The sequence below is a fragment of the Alcaligenes endophyticus genome (assembly GCF_026344035.1).
Taxonomy (GTDB): Bacteria; Pseudomonadota; Gammaproteobacteria; order Burkholderiales; family Burkholderiaceae_B; genus Alcaligenes; species Alcaligenes endophyticus.
This window is the reverse complement of sequence record NZ_JAPKND010000005.1, coordinates 89586-107157: the sequence shown is the minus strand read 5'-3', so window position 1 is coordinate 107157 and position 17572 is coordinate 89586. Positions and strand designations below refer to the sequence as shown.

General features: G+C 50.9%; 13 protein-coding genes. 4 read left to right on the top strand and 9 right to left on the bottom strand.

The genetic code is table 11. The annotated features are described in order from the left end of the window. Positions 1-67 precede the first annotated feature (67 nt). Together tsf and rpsB are read right to left on the bottom strand one after the other, a co-directional pair. Positions 68-946, bottom strand: coding sequence for a translation elongation factor Ts (gene tsf / locus OSH01_RS10505; protein ID WP_266124053.1), 879 nt, complete (start codon positions 944-946; stop codon positions 68-70). A gap of 101 nt (positions 947-1047) precedes the next feature. Further along, positions 1048-1797, bottom strand: a complete 750-nt coding sequence (gene rpsB / locus OSH01_RS10500; RefSeq protein WP_266124052.1) for a 30S ribosomal protein S2 — start codon at positions 1795-1797, stop codon at positions 1048-1050. A gap of 555 nt (positions 1798-2352) precedes the next feature. On the opposite strand from rpsB, the gene map reads away from it, so the two are divergent. The 4 genes from map to OSH01_RS10480 are packed head-to-tail and all read left to right on the top strand — an operon-like array spanning position 2353 to position 6954. Beyond that, on the top strand, positions 2353-3162 hold the full coding sequence (gene map / locus OSH01_RS10495) for a type I methionyl aminopeptidase (RefSeq protein ID WP_266124051.1): 810 nt from the start codon (positions 2353-2355) through the stop codon (positions 3160-3162). Further along, positions 3162-5747 carry a [protein-PII] uridylyltransferase gene (locus tag OSH01_RS10490; protein ID WP_266124050.1) on the top strand — a complete coding sequence of 862 codons (2586 nt, stop codon included), beginning with the start codon at positions 3162-3164 and terminating at the stop codon, positions 5745-5747. The genes map and OSH01_RS10490 overlap by 1 nt, the downstream gene beginning before the upstream one ends. A gap of 18 nt (positions 5748-5765) precedes the next feature. Further along, positions 5766-6458, top strand: coding sequence for a MarC family protein (locus OSH01_RS10485; protein ID WP_266124049.1), 693 nt, complete (start codon positions 5766-5768; stop codon positions 6456-6458). 4 nt (positions 6459-6462) lie between these two features. Next, entirely contained in the window at positions 6463-6954 is a 492-nt protein-coding gene (locus OSH01_RS10480; RefSeq protein ID WP_266124048.1) for a disulfide bond formation protein B, read from the top strand. 115 nt (positions 6955-7069) lie between these two features. On the opposite strand, the gene purF is transcribed toward OSH01_RS10480, so the two are convergent. The 7 genes from purF to aceE form a co-directional block, all read right to left on the bottom strand. After that, positions 7070-8524: an amidophosphoribosyltransferase gene (purF, locus tag OSH01_RS10475; protein ID WP_266124047.1), complete on the bottom strand. Its 1455-nt coding sequence runs from the start codon at positions 8522-8524 to the stop codon at positions 7070-7072. Positions 8525-8545: 21 nt separating this feature from the next. Beyond that, positions 8546-9034, bottom strand: a complete 489-nt coding sequence (locus OSH01_RS10470) for a CvpA family protein (protein WP_266124046.1) — start codon at positions 9032-9034, stop codon at positions 8546-8548. Then, positions 9031-9843: an SPOR domain-containing protein gene (locus tag OSH01_RS10465; protein ID WP_266124045.1), complete on the bottom strand. Its 813-nt coding sequence runs from the start codon at positions 9841-9843 to the stop codon at positions 9031-9033. The genes OSH01_RS10470 and OSH01_RS10465 overlap by 4 nt, the downstream gene beginning before the upstream one ends. Positions 9844-9885: 42 nt before the next feature. Beyond that, positions 9886-11268, bottom strand: a complete 1383-nt coding sequence (gene folC, locus OSH01_RS10460; RefSeq protein ID WP_266124044.1) for a bifunctional tetrahydrofolate synthase/dihydrofolate synthase — start codon at positions 11266-11268, stop codon at positions 9886-9888. Between the two features lie 89 nt (positions 11269-11357). Further along, positions 11358-13121, bottom strand: coding sequence for a dihydrolipoyl dehydrogenase (lpdA, locus tag OSH01_RS10455; RefSeq protein ID WP_266124043.1), 1764 nt, complete (start codon positions 13119-13121; stop codon positions 11358-11360). A gap of 9 nt (positions 13122-13130) precedes the next feature. After that, positions 13131-14834 (bottom strand): dihydrolipoyllysine-residue acetyltransferase, encoded by a 1704-nt coding sequence (aceF, locus tag OSH01_RS10450; RefSeq protein ID WP_266124042.1) that lies wholly within the window; start codon positions 14832-14834, stop codon positions 13131-13133. 10 nt (positions 14835-14844) lie between these two features. Further along, positions 14845-17553, bottom strand: coding sequence for a pyruvate dehydrogenase (acetyl-transferring), homodimeric type (gene aceE / locus OSH01_RS10445; protein ID WP_266124041.1), 2709 nt, complete (start codon positions 17551-17553; stop codon positions 14845-14847). Between the last annotated feature and the right edge of the window lie 19 nt (positions 17554-17572).

Here is a 17572-nt window from a genome sequence, read left to right as displayed (position 1 = left end):
AATGAGAGTGTAAAGCAGCAGGGCAGGTACCGCTAGTACGGCACCTGCCCTGTTTATAAAAAAGCGATTATGCCTGACCGGAAACGGCGGCGGCAACTTCAGCAGCGAAGTCGTCAGTGCGTTTCTCGATACCTTCACCTACCACAAACAAGGTGAAAGCTGTGATATCAGCTTTATTTTCTGTCAACATTTGCTGTACCGTTTGCTTATCGTTTTTAACGAAAGGCTGAGACAGCAAGGTTACTTCTTTCAAAAATTTGCTTACTGCACCTTCAACCATTTTGGTGACGATATCAGCAGGCTTACCCGACTCAGCGGCTTTCTGTGCAGCAACGGAGCGCTCGGTTTCGATATCCGCGGCATCCACGCCATCAGCATCCAGTGCCTTAGGACGAGTTGCAGCAATGTGCATAGCCAAATCCTTACCCACTTCGTCGGCACCGTTAAAGTCAACGATGACACCCATTTTGCCGCCGTGTACGTAGCTGGCCAGGTTATTGTCTGTGCTGTAACGTTGAAAACGACGTACGGTGATGTTTTCACCAATTTTACCTACCAACGCAGTGCGTACTGACTCAACCGTGCCGTCAGCCAACGGCAAGTCAGCCAAAGCCGCCACATCCGCAGGATTGTGCTCGGTAATCAGCCTAGCAACGTCGTTCAAGAAACCAATGAAGTCTTCGTTTTTTGCAACGAAGTCAGTTTCGCAGTTCACTTCAACAACCGTACCGGTTTTAGCATCTTCGCTGATGTAAACAGTAACTAGGCCCTCAGCGGTTACACGACTAGCGGCCTTGCTGGCTTTACTACCCAGCTTGACGCGTAACAGCTCTTCTGCACGAGCCATATCGCCGTCAGCTTCTGTCAATGCTTTTTTGCATTCCATCATGGGCGCGTCAGTTTTCTCGCGCAGTTCCTTAACCATAGATGCGGTGATTTGAGCCACGGTTTTCTCCAAATCTGTAGAATTTACCCCGGCGCAAACCGGGGCTTTCAAAATACCAGTATAGAGTCTACGTATGACATACATACGTAGACGCGCCGAACTTACTCTTGTACTTCAGCGTTTACTTCGATGAACTCTTCATCAGCAGCGATTTCTTCCACCAAACCGTTCAAGTTCTGCTCACGTCCAGCCAATACTGCATCCGCGACGCCGCGGGCGTACAGTGCGATAGCCTTAGCCGAGTCATCGTTACCAGGAATAACGTAGTCCAAACCTTCTGGAGAGTGGTTAGTATCCACCACTGCCACCACTGGGATACCCAGCGTACGTGCTTCGGCCACAGCAATTTTGTGGTAACCCACGTCAATAATGAACAATGCGTCAGGCAAATTGTTCATATCCTTGATACCGCCGATGGATTTATTCAGTTTCTCCAGCTCACGTTCGAACATCAAAGCTTCTTTTTTAGTCATGGTCTCGGTGCGGCCTTCGGCTGCTTGAGCTTCCATTTCTTTCAAACGCTTGATGGAGCTTTTGACTGTTTTGAAGTTGGTCATCATACCGCCCAACCAACGGCTGTCGACGTAAGGCATACCGCAACGCTCGGCTTCAGCAGCCACTAGTTCGCGAGCAGCGCGCTTAGTACCAACGAATAAAATCTTGCCACCACGAGCCGCCAATTGACGTACGAACTTCATGGACTCTTCGTACTGAACAACTGTTTTTTCGAGGTTGATAATATGAATATTGTTACGCTGACCAAAAATGAAAGGAGCCATTTTTGGATTCCAGTAACGAGTCTGGTGACCGAAGTGCACACCAGCTTCCAGCATTTCACGCATTAAAGACATAAGATTCTCCAAGGGTTTGGTCTTGCATTCACCCAGTATCCGGCAAGGACGCAAACTAAAATTGCTTTCCAGACACCCCGAGACGGGCAAATACGCGATTTACTACCTACTAAATTAAGGTTCAGCCACATGGCTTACCCACTTCATGCACAACCAAGCTTTATTTGCGAGGCCATTGCATTAGCAAAACGACTCATATCAATCGGCTTACTAATTCAATCCACGCAACGTCGGCATTCCACCCATACTAAAAAGCGACGACAAACGTCAATATTGACCGCCCTATTTCACCACTGTTTTCAAAGCACTAAAACCCTGCTACTGGCTCTAGCCTACAAGTAGGTTTAAAATAGCCTTAAAACAAGCTTCGCTAAGCGGCTATTATCCAGTAACTAGCACCACTTTGGGGCCCTCTAAATACACGGGCCGCAATCATTTCCAAAAGCTTTTCTTTCTAGACGCCTACTTTACATAGATGCCTTACAGGCTCTTTAAAAGCAAAAATCAAGAAAGCCTATTATTCTACTATTTTTTTACCCAACACATCAAGTAACTATGAGTATTCTTGTCACAGACCCCAGCGATCTCGCCAAAATGCGTGCTGCCTGCCAAGCAGCGGCCTCCGTTCTCGATTACCTGACGCCTTTTGTAAAAGCGGGGGTCACCACGGGCGAGCTCGATAAACTGTGCCTAGACTACATCACCGATGTACTACAGGTAAAATCGGCCACCGTTGGCTATGCCCCCCCAGGTTACCCACCCTTCCCCGGGTCCATCTGCACCTCGGTTAACCACGTTATTTGCCACGGCATTCCAGGCCCCAAAGTTTTAAAAAATGGCGATATTCTTAATATTGATGTCACCGTTATCAAAGATGGCTGGTTTGGCGACACCAGTCGGATGTATTTTGTTGGCGAACCCAGTATTTTGGGACGTCGCTTATGCGAGACCACCTATGACTGCATGTGGCTGGGCATACAACAAGTCAAACCCGGGGCAACGCTTGGAGACATTGGGCACGCGATTCAAAAATACGCAGAAGGCCGCGGCTACTCAGTGGTGCGTGAATACTGCGGTCATGGTATTGGGCAGCAGTTTCACCAAGACCCTCAAATCTTGCATTACGGCCGTCCCGGCACCGGGCAGCGTTTAGAGCCCGGCATGATTTTCACTATAGAGCCCATGATTAACGCTGGACGACGCGACCTTCGCACCCTGCCCGACCAATGGACAGTAGTCACCCGTGACCGTAGCCTATCTGCCCAGTGGGAACACACGGTACTGGTCACTGACAGCGGTTACGAAGTGCTTACGGTTTCGCCCGAAATGCCGGCACCGCCCTCTTTTATAGGTACATCTGCTTAATGGCTTCCGGCACACTGCCTACGCTTAAACGCTTACTGCACAAGCGTAGACAGGCCGCCGTAGCCGCTTACCGGCAAAACCTACAAAGCGACGCATTACTCAAGGCTTTACGCCGCATCTGCGATCAGGTGGTGCGTAAACTCTTGCTGCTCTACCCCCTTCCGGAAGGCGCTAGCTTAGCCGCACTAGGCGGGTATGGACGAGGTGAGCTCTACCCACACTCTGATCTTGACCTACTCGTGCTTTTACCCGATGCGCCAGATCAAGAGGCTAGGCAGCGTATCGAGCAGTTGTTGGCCGCCATGTGGGATATTGGGCTAGCACCTAGCCATCACGTAGCACAAACTCATCAATGCTTAGAGCAGGTTAAACACGACAGCAGCCTGCAAACATCTTTGCTCGAATCACGCTACTTGCACGGCTCTCGTCCCTTGCTCAAGCAACTACAAAAGCAGCTCAAACAGCAATTAAATCCCCGCTCCTTTTTCCTTGCTAAGCGTGCCGAACAACAAGCACGGCATGCTCATTACCAAGACACCCCCTACGCCTTAGAACCTAACTGCAAAGAGTCACCCGGTGCTCTGCGTGACTTACAGATGCTGTTGTGGTTAGCCAAAGCCGCTGGCCTAGGTAATTCATGGCGTGATATCGCCCACTCGGGCGAACTAACGTTTGCTGAACAACGCGCTATTGTCCGTGTTGACCAAGCCTTCAAGCGTTTGCGCATTGAATTGCACTTACTGAGCGGACGCGCGGAAGACCGTGTGCTATTTGATTTGCAACCCGCCTTAGCCGACATTTATGGCTTTAAAGCCAGCCACAATCGTCGTCCAAGCGAAATACTCATGCAACGTTACTACTGGGCAGCTCGAGTGGTGAGTCAGCTCAATATGATACTGATGCAAAGCATAGAGGAACGCTTGTTTCCGTGTCATGAGGCGCCCCGCATACTGAGCCCGCATTTCCAAAGCCGCCAAGCATTGTTGGAGTTACGCCCCGAGCAAGATTTTGCACGCTCACCGGAACTGATTTTCGCCGCTTTCCTAACCTTACAACAAAACCCTTCACTGCATGGCATGTCAGCCCATACTTTGCGGTCTCTTTGGCATGCAAGGCGTTTGGTAGATGAGGGTTTTCGTCTAGATCGCCAAAACCGCTTACAGTTCATCCAAATTTTTCAGCAGCAACGCGGCATTGTGCGTGCGTTACGCTTGATGAATCTGATGAATATTTTGCCTCGCTACCTGCCTGTGTTTCGACGCATTGTAGGGCAAATGCAGCATGATCTATTTCATGCCTATACGGTCGATGAGCACACCTTAAAAGTAGTGCGTAATCTGCGTCGCTTTACGATGCCAGAGCATAGCCATGAGTTTTCCCTTGCACACCAAGTAATTAACCATTACCCCCGCCATTGGTTGCTTTATATCGCCGCTATTTTTCATGATATTGCCAAAGGACGAGGCGGTAATCATTCAGACTTGGGCGCCCAGGATGCGCAACAGTTTTGTTTTGATCATGAGCTTGAGGCCGAGGACGCTGAACTAGTGGTGTTTTTAGTGCGTGAACACCTTAGCATGTCAATGTATGCTCAAAAGCACGACTTAAGCGACCCTAAGGTCATTTTCGACTTTGTCCGCATTGTGGGCACCGAGCGCCGTCTTAATGCCTTGTATCTTTTAACCATTGCCGATATTTGTGCTACCAACCCCACCATTTGGAACTCGTGGAAAGCTAAATTACTGGAAGACCTATACCAGCTAAGCCTGTCAGTGCTGCAACACCAGCACACCGACAGCCTGTCCGTACTAGAGCAACGCCGATTAGACGCTAGCAGCGAAATTCGCCTTCTTGGCCTGTTGGACGAGGCACGTGAAAAATTTTGGCAGTTGCTAGATGAGGATTACTTTCTACGCCATGAAGCCCATGACATTGCCTGGCATACTCAACAACTCTATTTTCAAGCCAACGCCAGTGAACCCATTGTAAAAATTCGCGCTGCCGGACATAGCGATGCTATCCAGGTCTTGGTGTACACCCCCGACACTCAGGGGCTGTTTTTACGCATATGCCGCTACTTTGATGCACAGGGTTTGAGCATTCAAGATGCTCGCATTTACACAACGCGTCATGGGTGGGCCTTAGACAGCTTTATCGTTTTGTTGCCCAACTATGAGCATATGCTTGCCCTAGATCCGCACTTAATCGAACATGAGTTAAGCAAAAATCTACGTAAAGGGCACAACACTCTTGGAGCCCAATCCCGTCAGTACCGCTCCGCTCACTCTCGACGCGCGCAGGTGTTCCCTGTTCCATCAAGCGTAGAACTGACGCCGCTAGCCGACAACGAAAATACGTGGGAGCTGTCTCTTACCACCACCGACAAGCCCGGTTTACTGTATAGTCTGGCACAAGTTTTTGAGCGTCACAAAATTAGTCTACAATCGGCCAAAGTGCTCACCTTAGGCGATCGAGTAGAAGACGTTTTTCGTTTATTGAGCCCAAGCCTACATCGACAAACAGCGCAACAACAATTCTTAAAAGATATTTTACACGCCATTGCCCCGGCCACACCTCACCTCTAAACCATGAACTCAGTTCCCATGCTTTCGCTGCTCATGCACAGCTTTTTGTTTACGCTGGCCACCTTATTGCCTATGCTCAATCCGCCAGCGGCAGCGCCTATTTACTTAACCTTAACAGACGGTGCTTCCGCAGAAGACCGTACTCGGCTGGCTAAAACCGTTTCCATTAATATTTTTATTATGCTGTCGGTGGCGATGATAGCCGGCAATATAGTATTGAATTTATTTGGTATCTCCTTGCCTATCGTGCGCTTAGGCGGAGGACTGCTGGTTATTTCAGCAGCTTGGCGCTTAGTCAATGCTACGGATAGCGACACAGCTCAAGCGCAAAAAATGGCAAGTACATATACCTGGGAGCAAGTCAGATCAAAAGCTTTCTATCCGCTAACTTTTCCTATGCTATGCGGGCCGGGCTCTATCTCTGCCGCCCTGACTGTAGGCGCTACCTTACACGTACCACGTATCGTAGACACCGGTACTAATTTGCTAGGTTCCTTGGCTGGCATGGCCTGCGCGTCATTAGTAGTCTATTTCTGTTTGCGCTTTGCTTCACAGTTTTTATATAAAATTGGCGCCAACGGCACAGCAGTACTGATGCGTTTATCTGCCTTCATTTTGCTTTGCCTAGGCGTACAAATTGTCTGGGCTGGTTTTCAGGAACTATTTCTCAGCTTATTACACCAAGCTTCTTTACAAACCGCCACACACTAACGCTATGCTTCACTCGACCCTGCCCGCACGCCTTCTATTCCTAGTCAGTGTTTTTTGCGTGGCTGCGCTAGCCATAGCCCTATACTCACAGCATTACTTGGGCATGCGACCGTGCGCATGGTGTGTGTTTCAACGGCTCATTTTACTGCTGCTCGCCCTTAGTGCAGGTATAGGCGGGCTAATACTACTGACAAGCCCGCAACACCTTCTGGGCCGTTTATTAGCAGCGTTAAGCGCCATATTGAGCCTTGGCGGCATATTGTCAGCCTGGTATCAATACAGCGTTGCGGCGCAGCAATTTTCGTGCGACATGACCTTCGCCGATCAAGTCATGACACAAAGCGGCCTAGAGTCGGCGGTGCCTTGGTTATTCGGTATTTATGCTACTTGCATGGACGCCCGCGTAGAGCTACTTGGCCTAGAATATGCCTTATGGGGAATGGGTTTGTTTACCATAACGCTTGCGCTATCTGCCTATGCAGCTTTACGCAAATAAGTAGTGCTCTAGTGAATTAACCAAAAGCTGAACAAAGCATTGCCATCATAAAAAATAGGGCCAACCGCTAAACGTGGTTGGCCCTGCTTGTACCTGCGCAGCCTGCTTTAGGCTATTACGCTCGAGAGGCGGCAAGCTTAGCCAAGTAAGCCTGATCCACGTCACCCGTTACATACTGACCGTTAAAACACGAGGCCTCAAAGCCGTTAATGGCAGGGTTAAGATCTAACAAAGAGCGCTCCATGTCTTCAAGGCTTTGGAATACCAAGCCGTCGGCACCGATTTCGTGGGCAATCTGATCCACATCGCGCCCCGTAGCAATCAACTCTGATTGAGTAGGCATATCGATCCCATACACATTCGGGAAGCGTACAGGAGGTGCAGCAGAAGCAAAAAAGACCTTATTTGCCCCCGCCGCACGTGCCATCTCAACGATTTGTCGACTGGTAGTGCCGCGCACGATAGAGTCATCCACCAAAAGTACGTTTTTCCCACGGAACTCCATGGGTATCGCACTTAACTTTTGACGCACGGATTTTTTACGCACCTCTTGGCCGGGCATAATAAAGGTTCGACCAATATAGCGATTTTTAATAAAGCCTTCTCGATAGGTCAAGTTCAAACGAGCCGCCAATTGCATCGCAGAGGGACGCGCTGAATCAGGAATAGGCATCACCACGTCAATTTCCGCTAAACGCAAGCTCTTGGCAACGTTATCGGCCAGATACTCACCCATGTGCAGGCGTGCATCATAAATTGAAATGCCATCTAAGGTAGAGTCGGGTCGAGCAAAATACACATACTCGAAAACACATGGATTCAAACGCGCAAGCTCAGCACACTGACGGCTGTGTAAATTTCCGTCTAAGTCAATAATGATGGCCTCGCCAGGCTCTACGTCGCGCACAAGTTCAAACCCGCAACCTGTTAACGCTACGGACTCAGACGCTAACATCCATTCCGTGCCTAATTCGCTGTCGTTTCTTCCCAAGCATAGGGGGCGAATACCATTGGGATCACGAAAGGCGACCATACCGAAATTAGCAATTTGGGAAATGACTGCATATGCTCCCCGCGCACGACGGTGCACATTACTTACGGCCGTAAACACCTCATCAAGGCTTAGCTCCGCGCCCGTGGCAGCTTCTTGTAACTCATGCGCATACACATTCAACAGTACCTCAGAGTCAGAGTTAGTGTTGATATGACGACGATCGACCGTAAAAAGCTCTGCTCGAAGCTCTTGCCAATTGGTTAAATTACCATTGTGGACAAAGCTTATACCAAAAGGCGCGTTGGCATAAAAAGGCTGGGCCTCGTCAGGATTATCACTCGCTCCTGCCGTTGGATATCTTACGTGCCCAATACCGCTATTGCCCTGTAAGGTACGCATATTACGAGTACGAAACACGTCCCTTACTAAGCCTGGCCCTTTGTACATGCTAAAAAACTGATCATGCCAGGTGGCCAAACCCGCAGCATCTTGACCTCGATGCTGCAACAATAAAAGACTATCGTAAATCAACTGATTTACAGGGCCGCGCGCAACGACCCCTACAACTCCACACATGATATGTTCCTGTCAGTGTACTCAGTAAGGCAACCACTCTGCCACGGGATGAGGCAAATTGGTTTTAAGGGTTTGAATAACTCGTATTGCAGGAGCGGCAAACTGGGCCTGCTCAAACCAGGGCTCGGCGGTTAGCTCGGTATAACCCGCCAAGGTCACTAGCGCTAACACAAAAACCAAACCGCGAATAATACCGAACACAGCCCCCAAGCCGTGATCAGCCGGAGTCAATCCGGTGCGTGCTATTAAACTGCTCAACAACATATTAAACAGCCCTATGCTCAATAGCACAACAAAAAAAACAGTCGCATACGCAGCACCTGCACGCAGCATATCGTTCTCTAGCCAGCCAGCGATCCAGCCAGAAACCTTGGGCCCCCACCAGATAGCGGCTAGAAAAGCCAAAAGAAAGGCTAACAAAGAAAGCACTTCCTTGATCAGGCCGCGAATCAGACCAAGCAGGCCTGATCCGCCTACTATGGCCATCACAAGATAATCAAAGTTGCTCACTGGGCGGAGATAAAGCTATCCTGATAACCTAAGGAGCGCAGTCGTGTCTGCGCCGCCACCGCTGCTTCACGGGAGGAAAACGGCCCTACCCGTAGACGAAAGGTGGAACGTCCACCCGCACTCGCTGATTCCACATAGGCATTAGTCACCCCAGACGAAATGAGTTGTTGGCGTCTACCTTGGGCATCTTTCTCAGAGGAGTAGGCGGCGGCTTGCAAAATAAAATTACCACGCTGCGGCGCGGCTGCAGGTTTGGAGGCTGCACTGCCGGCGGGAATACGCCCCTCGAGCATGGCTAATGCTACCGAGCCATCATCCGTGCGATTATTGTCTGGCTTGGTAGGAGCAGGCTTAGGCTTAGGTTCGGGCTTTTTCTCAACAGCGGGTTTAGGCTGGGGTTTGGGCGCTTCAAGAGGCACCTGCACCACCGTTTCCTCGGTACTTGGTGGAGTCACTGGCGGCTGGTCTATGGTGGTTGTAACACCCTGCGCATCTAGGTCTGGCTGAATTAAGACGGGGGGCTGAACCACGACCTCCTCCACTTGCAAGCTAGGCGCTTGAGGAGGCTGAGAGATAGAACCCGGTACCACTAAGGGAGCATTACCTAATGCTAAGGTGGGCTCGGGGTCGGACTCTACACCGTTGTCGATCAATAAAGGCACCACCACGATTACCGCCAGCACGAGCACGACTGCTCCGATCAAGCGTCGTCTAGCACGACTGCGCATCTCGGCTATCTGAGCGTCACTAGAGCCTGCACCTGCTCGACGAGCAGTTGAGGATGAATCATTACGTGAGAAAAATCCCATCTAGAGTAACCCGTGTATAAAAATCGGTAAAACAATGCCAGACTAGTTTTGCACCTGCTTCAAAACAGGGGCAACCGTAGCAAATGAGCCAAATATGACAATTCTATCATTGTCCCCTACCTCTGCACGTGCCGCGTGATACGCCTCTGTGGGGCAATTGTAACTAGATACTAACACTGGCCCATGACTGACAGCTCGGCTCATTGGACGCACGGCTGGTCGTAAGCGCGTTCCCTCGGGATGATACTGCTCGGGTTCGACCTCGGGCACTCCTAAATCAGGGTCATCAAGCACCGCTCGGACTTGCGTTGCCAGCTCTTGGCCGCTTAACCCCCGAGGCTCATCTAAGGAGGCACAAAACCAATGATCTACGCGCCCCACCAACTTGCGCAGGACCCCGGCTACATCCTTGTCTTTATACATACCCACCACTGCGACTGTTTTGGGGTAAGAAGGCATGCTGTCTAAATTTTGTGCTAATACTCCAGCAGCATGCGGATTATGGGCCACATCAAAAATAACACAGGGCATACCTGGCATAATCTGGAAACGCCCTGGTAAGGTAGCACGCGCCAAACCTAAGCGTAGAGCCTGAGCCGGTACCGGTAAACGTAAGCGCAATGATTCCAAAGCAGCCATGGCGGCGGACGCATTTAATAGCTGATTCGCCCCTCGTAAGGCAGGGTAAGCCAAGCCCGGACGACGCTGTTCTCGCCCTCCGTAGGCCCATTGCTGTTGATCACCCGAATAGTTAAAGTCTTGACCAAACTGCCATAAATCGGCTCCTATTTCTTGGGCATAACGGGCAATACTGGGCGGGGGGACGGGATCCGCACAAATGGCAGGACGACCCGCACGGAAAATATGTGCCTTCTCCCAGCCTATATGTTCTCTGTCTGAACCCAGATACTCAGCATGATCGATGTCCACACTGGTAATAATGGCACAGTCCGGATCTATCATATTCACCGCATCTAAACGCCCACCCAGCCCGACCTCCAGCACAGCAACATCCACTTGTTGATCTTGAAACAAGAGCAGACCAGCCAGAGTCGCAAACTCAAAATAGGTCAAGGAGATGTCTGCTCGAGCACGGTCAATCCGATCAAATTGCGCCACAATTTGCACATCGCTAGCCAGCTCGCCATTTAAACGGATGCGCTCGTTGTAAGTCTGCAAATGGGGGGACGAATACACACCCACTTTATAACCTGCAGCAATCAACATGGCCTCAAGCATGGCACAGGTTGAACCTTTGCCATTTGTGCCAGCAACAGTAATGATGACGCTATCCAGCTTTAGCTGCAATCGCTCAGCAACCGCTTGGATACGTTGCAGCCCCATATCTATTCCGACTGGATGGAGTTTTTCCAGATAGGATAACCATTGTTCAAGATCAGATTGGGCAGTTAATGTGGTAGACATAAAACGATGAAAAAAATAAAACGGCAGGCGCTGATGATAGCACCTGCCGCTGTTTCTGAGCGTAGACTCAGCTAAATAGACGCGTCAGCTTAGCGTTTGCGTGCCGCAGGCAAGTCGGTACATGTGCCTTCTGCCACGGCTGCTGCCTTACCTACCGATTCGCATAAAGTGGGATGTGGATGAATGGTTTTTGCCATATCAACCGCATCAGCACCCATTTCTATAGCAAGGCACAATTCGCCGATTAACTCACCGGCGTTCGTGCCTACTATACCCCCACCCACAATCCGTTTAGTATCAGCATCGAACAATACCTTACTGAAACCTTCATCACGATTGTTAGCGATCGCTCGTCCGGAAGCAGCCCAAGGGAAGACCCCTTTCTCTACCTTGATACCGTCTTTCTTGGCTTGGTCCTCGGTCAGACCCACCCAAGCAATTTCCGGATCAGTGTAAGCCACTGAAGGAATCACGCGAGCGTCGAAATAAGCCTTTTCGCCAGCGATGACCTCGGCTGCCACATGTGCCTCATGCTCGGCCTTGTGTGCCAGCATAGGCTGGCCCACAATGTCGCCAATGGCATAAATATGCGGCACATTGGTACGTTGCTGAGCATCAACGTCGATAAAGCCGCGCTCGGTCACCTGCACACCGGCATTTTCAGCGCCTAGCTTCTTGCCGTTAGGTGAGCGCCCTACGGCCTGCAAGACCAAGTCATAACACTGTGGTTCGGCTGGCGCATTTTTCCCTTCAAAAGTCACCCAAATACCATCTTCCCGCGCCTCCGCGCCCACAGTACGGGTATCAAGCATCATGTGGTCAAACCGATGCTTGTTCTGTTTTTCCCATACTTTGACCAAGTCGCGGTCGGCACCGGGCATCAGACCCGATTGCATTTCAACCACGTCTAGCCGGGCACCCAGAGCAGAGTACACCGTGCCCATTTCTAGGCCGATAATACCGCCGCCCACAATCAACATACGCTTAGGCACTGATTTCAATTCGAGTGCGCCGGTGGAGTCAACCACACGGGGATCTTCGGGTAGAAAAGGAAGTTTTACCGATTGGCTACCGGCTGCAATAATGGCTGAGCCAAACTTTACCACCTGCTTTTTACCCTCGGCAGCGGTCACTTCCAGATGGTTAGGATCAAGAAAATAACCATTTCCTTGAATAACCGTCACTTTACGACCTTTAGCCATACCCGCCAAGCCGCCCGTAAGTTTGCCAATCACCTTGTCCTTATAGGCACGCAAAGCATCTATATCAAGTTCAGGTTCTGCAAACTTAATGCCATGAGTGGCCAGACTTTTGGCTTCTTCCAACACAGCCACGGTGTGCAGCAAGGCTTTGGATGGGATACACCCAACGTTCAAACACACGCCGCCCAATGTACTGTAACGCTCGACCAGGGCTACCTTCAAACCTAAGTCTGCAGCACGGAAAGCTGCGTTATAGCCGCCTGGGCCAGCGCCTAACACCACCACATCATAACTGTCGTCGGCGGCACCGCTGTGTGTCGCAGCAACAGGCGCCGGCGCGGCGGCGGGTGCAGCGACAGGCGCAGCAGCTGCGACCGGTGCAGCCGCCTTCTTGGTTGCAGGAGCTGCCGAGGCGGCTTCCTCTAGTTTAAGGATGGGTGTGCCTTGGGAAACTTTGTCGCCCAGTTTAACCAACAGCTCTTTGACCACACCCGCTTTTTCGGCGGGGATTTCCATGGAAGCTTTATCGGACTCTACGGTAATCAGGCTTTGCTCGGCAGAGATGGTATCGCCCACCTGCACCAGCACCTCGATGACCTCTACGTCAGTGATATCACCAATATCAGGTACGCTCAGTTCTATCAAACTCATCTTGCCCCCTTACAGTATGATGCGACGGAAGTCAGCGAGCGTCGACGCCAAGAAAGCATTGAAGCGAGCGGCGGCTGCACCATCAATGACACGATGGTCATACGATAACGACAAGGGCAACATCAAGCGAGGCTCGAACTCTTTGCCGTCCCATACAGGCTGAATAGAAGAGCGAGACACACCTAGGATAGCTACCTCAGGCGCATTGATGATAGGGGTAAAGTCGGTACCACCAATACCACCTAAGGACGAGATGGTAAAACACCCACCTTGCATCTGCGCCGCAGACAATTTGCCATCTCGTGCTGCGGCCGCCAGTTCACCTGTTTCGCGTGCAATTTCCAACACACCTTTTTTGTCTGCGTCACGGATGACCGGGACCACCAGACCATTAGGTGTATCCGCAGCAAAACCTACGTTGTAGTATTGCTTCAAGACTAAGTTATCGCCATCCAAAGAGGCGTTGAACTCAGGAAACTTCTTCAACGCAGCAACTACCGCTTTAATCAAGAAGGCCAGCATCGTCATGCGCACGCCCTCTTTTTTTCCCTCTTCGTTAATTTGCTTGCGGAAAGCCTCTAGAGAAGTGATGTCAGCCAGATCGTTATTGGTAACATGAGGGATCATGACCCAATTGCGATGTAAGTTAGCCCCAGATATCTTCTTGATGCGTGACAAGGCTTGAGTTTCAACAGGCCCAAACTTACTAAAGTCTACTTTAGGCCAAGCCAATACATCTAGGCCACCCACTTGCGCGGCTGTACCTGCAGCCGTTATGGGCGCCGCACCACCTGCTAGAGCTTGCTTAACAAAGCCACGCACGTCATCCGCGGTAATACGTCCTTTGTTGCCCGACCCATGGACTTTTTCTAGATCCACACCTAATTCGCGCGCGAACTTACGCACACTGGGAGAGGCATGCGGCAGGTTACGCAAAGCTACTTCGCTGTCAGCATAGGCTGCCGTAGGCGAAACGCGATTCGCCACGCCGGGCACCGTTGCCGGAGCAGACTCTGCGCGCGCAGTTGGGGCTGGAGCCGGAGCGGCTGCTGGCTGACTGGCTGCTGGCTGACTGACTGCAGGCTGCTGATTGGCGGCAGCTGGAGCTGCCGCCGTGCGCACTTCTAGTATGGCTGAGCCTTGGCTTACTTTATCGCCAACTTTCACGTTAATGGCGGTTACTACCCCAGCATGTGAGGAAGGCACTTCCATCGACGCTTTGTCTGTTTCCAAGGTAATGAGGCTTTGGTCGACATCGATCGTGTCGCCAACCGCCACCATCACTTCAATCACATCTACATCCGCTGCATCGCCGATATCCGGTACATGAACGGTTTGCACGGACTCAGAGACCGGCGTTTGAGGCGCTGCCGCTGGAGGTTGTGCTTCGCCCTTAGCGTCGTCTTTAGATGCCGCCACGGGCTCATCGGCCGTAGTCTCGGCCTTAGGTTGAGCGGCGGGGGCAGCTTGCTCGGCGGCCTCCAACTCTAGAACCAGAGAGCCTTCTTTGACCTTATCGCCCAACTTAACCTTGATACTTTTTACAACGCCTGCATGCGATGAAGGGATTTCCATAGAGGCCTTATCGGACTCTACGGTGATGAGACTTTGCTCAACCTCAATGGTATCGCCTTCACTGACCAGAATTTCAATTACGTCGACCTCGTCGTCCGCGCCGATATCTGGAATATTGACTTCAATAATATTACTCATGATCAGTCCCTTACGCGTACTGCGGGTTAGCTTTATTCGGGTTGATACCGTACTTGGCGATTGCCTCAGACACTTTACTCATGGGCAGCTTGCCTTCCTCAGCCAGACCGCGCAACGCAGCCAAGACGACGAAATGACGATTCACCTCAAAGTGCTCACGCAGCTTGGAACGGAAGTCAGAACGGCCAAAGCCATCTGTGCCTAACACTTTTAATGTACGGCCTGCGGGTACAAACGGACGAATTTGGTCACCGAAGGACTTCACGTAGTCAGTGGAGACGACGATTGGGCCCTGTGTGCCGTTGAGTTTTTCAGTAACGTATGCCACGGGCGCATCGCTAGCTTCTGGGTTCAACAGCGCAAAACGCTCACAATCCAAGCCGTTACGACGTAATTCGGTAAAGCTGGTGACGCTCCACACATCAGAGCCGATGTTCCAGTCTTTTTCCAGCAGTTCCTGTGCCGCAATCACTTCACGCAAAATGGTTCCAGAGCCCATCAGTTGAACGCGCAAGTCATTGCCTTCGCCCACTGATTTGAACTTATACATCCCACGTAAGATACCCTCTTGATCACCATCCACCAAACCAGGCTGAGCATAGTTTTCGTTCATCAGTGTGACGTAGAAATATACATCTTCCTGATTTTCCACCATGCGTTTCAAGCCGCTTTGCAAAATCACCGCCACTTCATGAGCAAAAGTAGGATCATATGAAATGCAATTAGGAATTAAGGAGGATTGAATATGACTATGACCATCCTCGTGCTGCAAACCTTCACCGTTTAAGGTTGTACGGCCAGCCGTACCACCCAACACGAATCCACGTGCCTTCATATCACCCGCTGCCCACGCCAAGTCGCCAAAGCGCTGGAAGCCAAACATAGAGTAATAAATAAAGAATGGAATCATGATGCGGTTGCTATTGGAGTATGACGTAGCAGCAGCAATCCAAGAGCTAAATGCGCCTTGCTCGTTAATACCTTCTTGCAACAATTGACCATCGGCGGTTTCGCGGTAATACATGACCTGGTCTTTATCAACCGGCGTGTATTTTTGGCCTTCAGGTGCGTAGATACCAATCTGACGGAACAAGCCTTCCATACCAAAAGTGCGGGACTCATCAGCCAAAATAGGCACGACACGTGGGCCTACTTGCTTATCACGCAACAATTGATTCAAGAAACGTACGAACGCCTGAGTAGTAGATATTTCACGACCTTCGGCGGTAGGCTCTAGGATAGCTTTAAAAGCCTCTAGGCTAGGCACCACCAACTGCTCATCAGCACGCTGTCTGCGCTTAGGCAGGTAACCGCCCAATGCCTTACGACGCTCGTGTAGGTACTTCATGACCGGCGAGTCTTCTGCCGGCACATAGTAAGGCAACTCTTCCAGCTTATCATCCGCCACGGGGATGTTAAAACGATCACGGAATTCTCGCACTGCATCCAAGTCTAGGCTTTTTTGCTGATGCGACGGGTTTTTCGCTTGGCCTACATGGCCCATGCCGTACCCTTTAATCGTTTTTGCCAGAATAACGGTAGGCTGACCCTCGTGCTTGCTCGCAGCATCAAAGGCAGCAAATACTTTATTGGGATCGTGGCCACCACGATTCAAACGCCAGATATCGTCATCGCTCATGCGGCTGACCATTTCCAGCAGTTTCGGGTGCTTGCCAAAGAAGTGTTCGCGCACATAAGCACCATCGTTCGCTTTATAAGCTTGGTACTCACCGTCGATGGTTTCTTCCATCACGCGGCGCAAGATACCTTCTTTATCGCGGGCCAACAACGGATCCCAGTATCCGCCCCAAATCAATTTTAGAACGTTCCAGCCCGCACCACGGAAGGTGCCTTCCAGTTCTTGAATAATTTTGCCGTTACCCCGTACTGGGCCATCCAGACGTTGTAAGTTGCAGTTAACAATAAAAATCAGATTATCGAGTTTCTCTCGAGCCGCTAAACCAATCGCCCCTAAAGACTCAGGTTCGTCCATTTCACCGTCGCCCAGGAATACCCAGACTTTACGGCCGGAGGTGTCGGCAATACCACGAGCATGCAAGTATTTTAGAAAACGCGCCTGATAAATAGCCATCAGCGGCCCCAGTCCCATGGATACCGTCGGGAACTGCCAGAACTCGGGCATCAACTTAGGATGCGGGTAGGAAGGTAAACCGTGACCATCGACTTCCTGACGGAAGTTATCCATTTGATCTTCAGTTAAACGACCTTCCATGAAAGCACGAGCGTACACACCAGGAGATGAGTGACCTTGGAAAAACACCATGTCACCACCGTGATCCTCGGTTTCTGCGTGCCAGAAATGGTTCTGCCCGCAACCTATCATGGTTGCCAAGGAAGCAAATGAGGCGATGTGCCCACCCAAACCGCCCCCATCAGGAGGCGTCTCACGGTTAGCACGAACAACCATCGCCATGGCATTCCAGCGAATGAAGGAACGAATACGTTCTTCGATTTCGAGATTGCCAGGATGGGGGGGTTCTAGGCCGGGAGGAATGGTGTTGACATAAGCCGTATTCGGCGAGAAAGGGATATGAGCGCCTGAGCGACGAGCTAGATCCACTAACTTTTCGAGAATCTCATGGGCGCGATCTGGACCTTCGCGATCAACAACGGCCTCTAGGGCCTCTAGCCATTCTTGTGTTTCTAAGGCTTGGTCTTGATCGACTTGGGCCGAACTACTGTCTTGTTGTGAGGACATATAGTGTCTCCGTGTATAG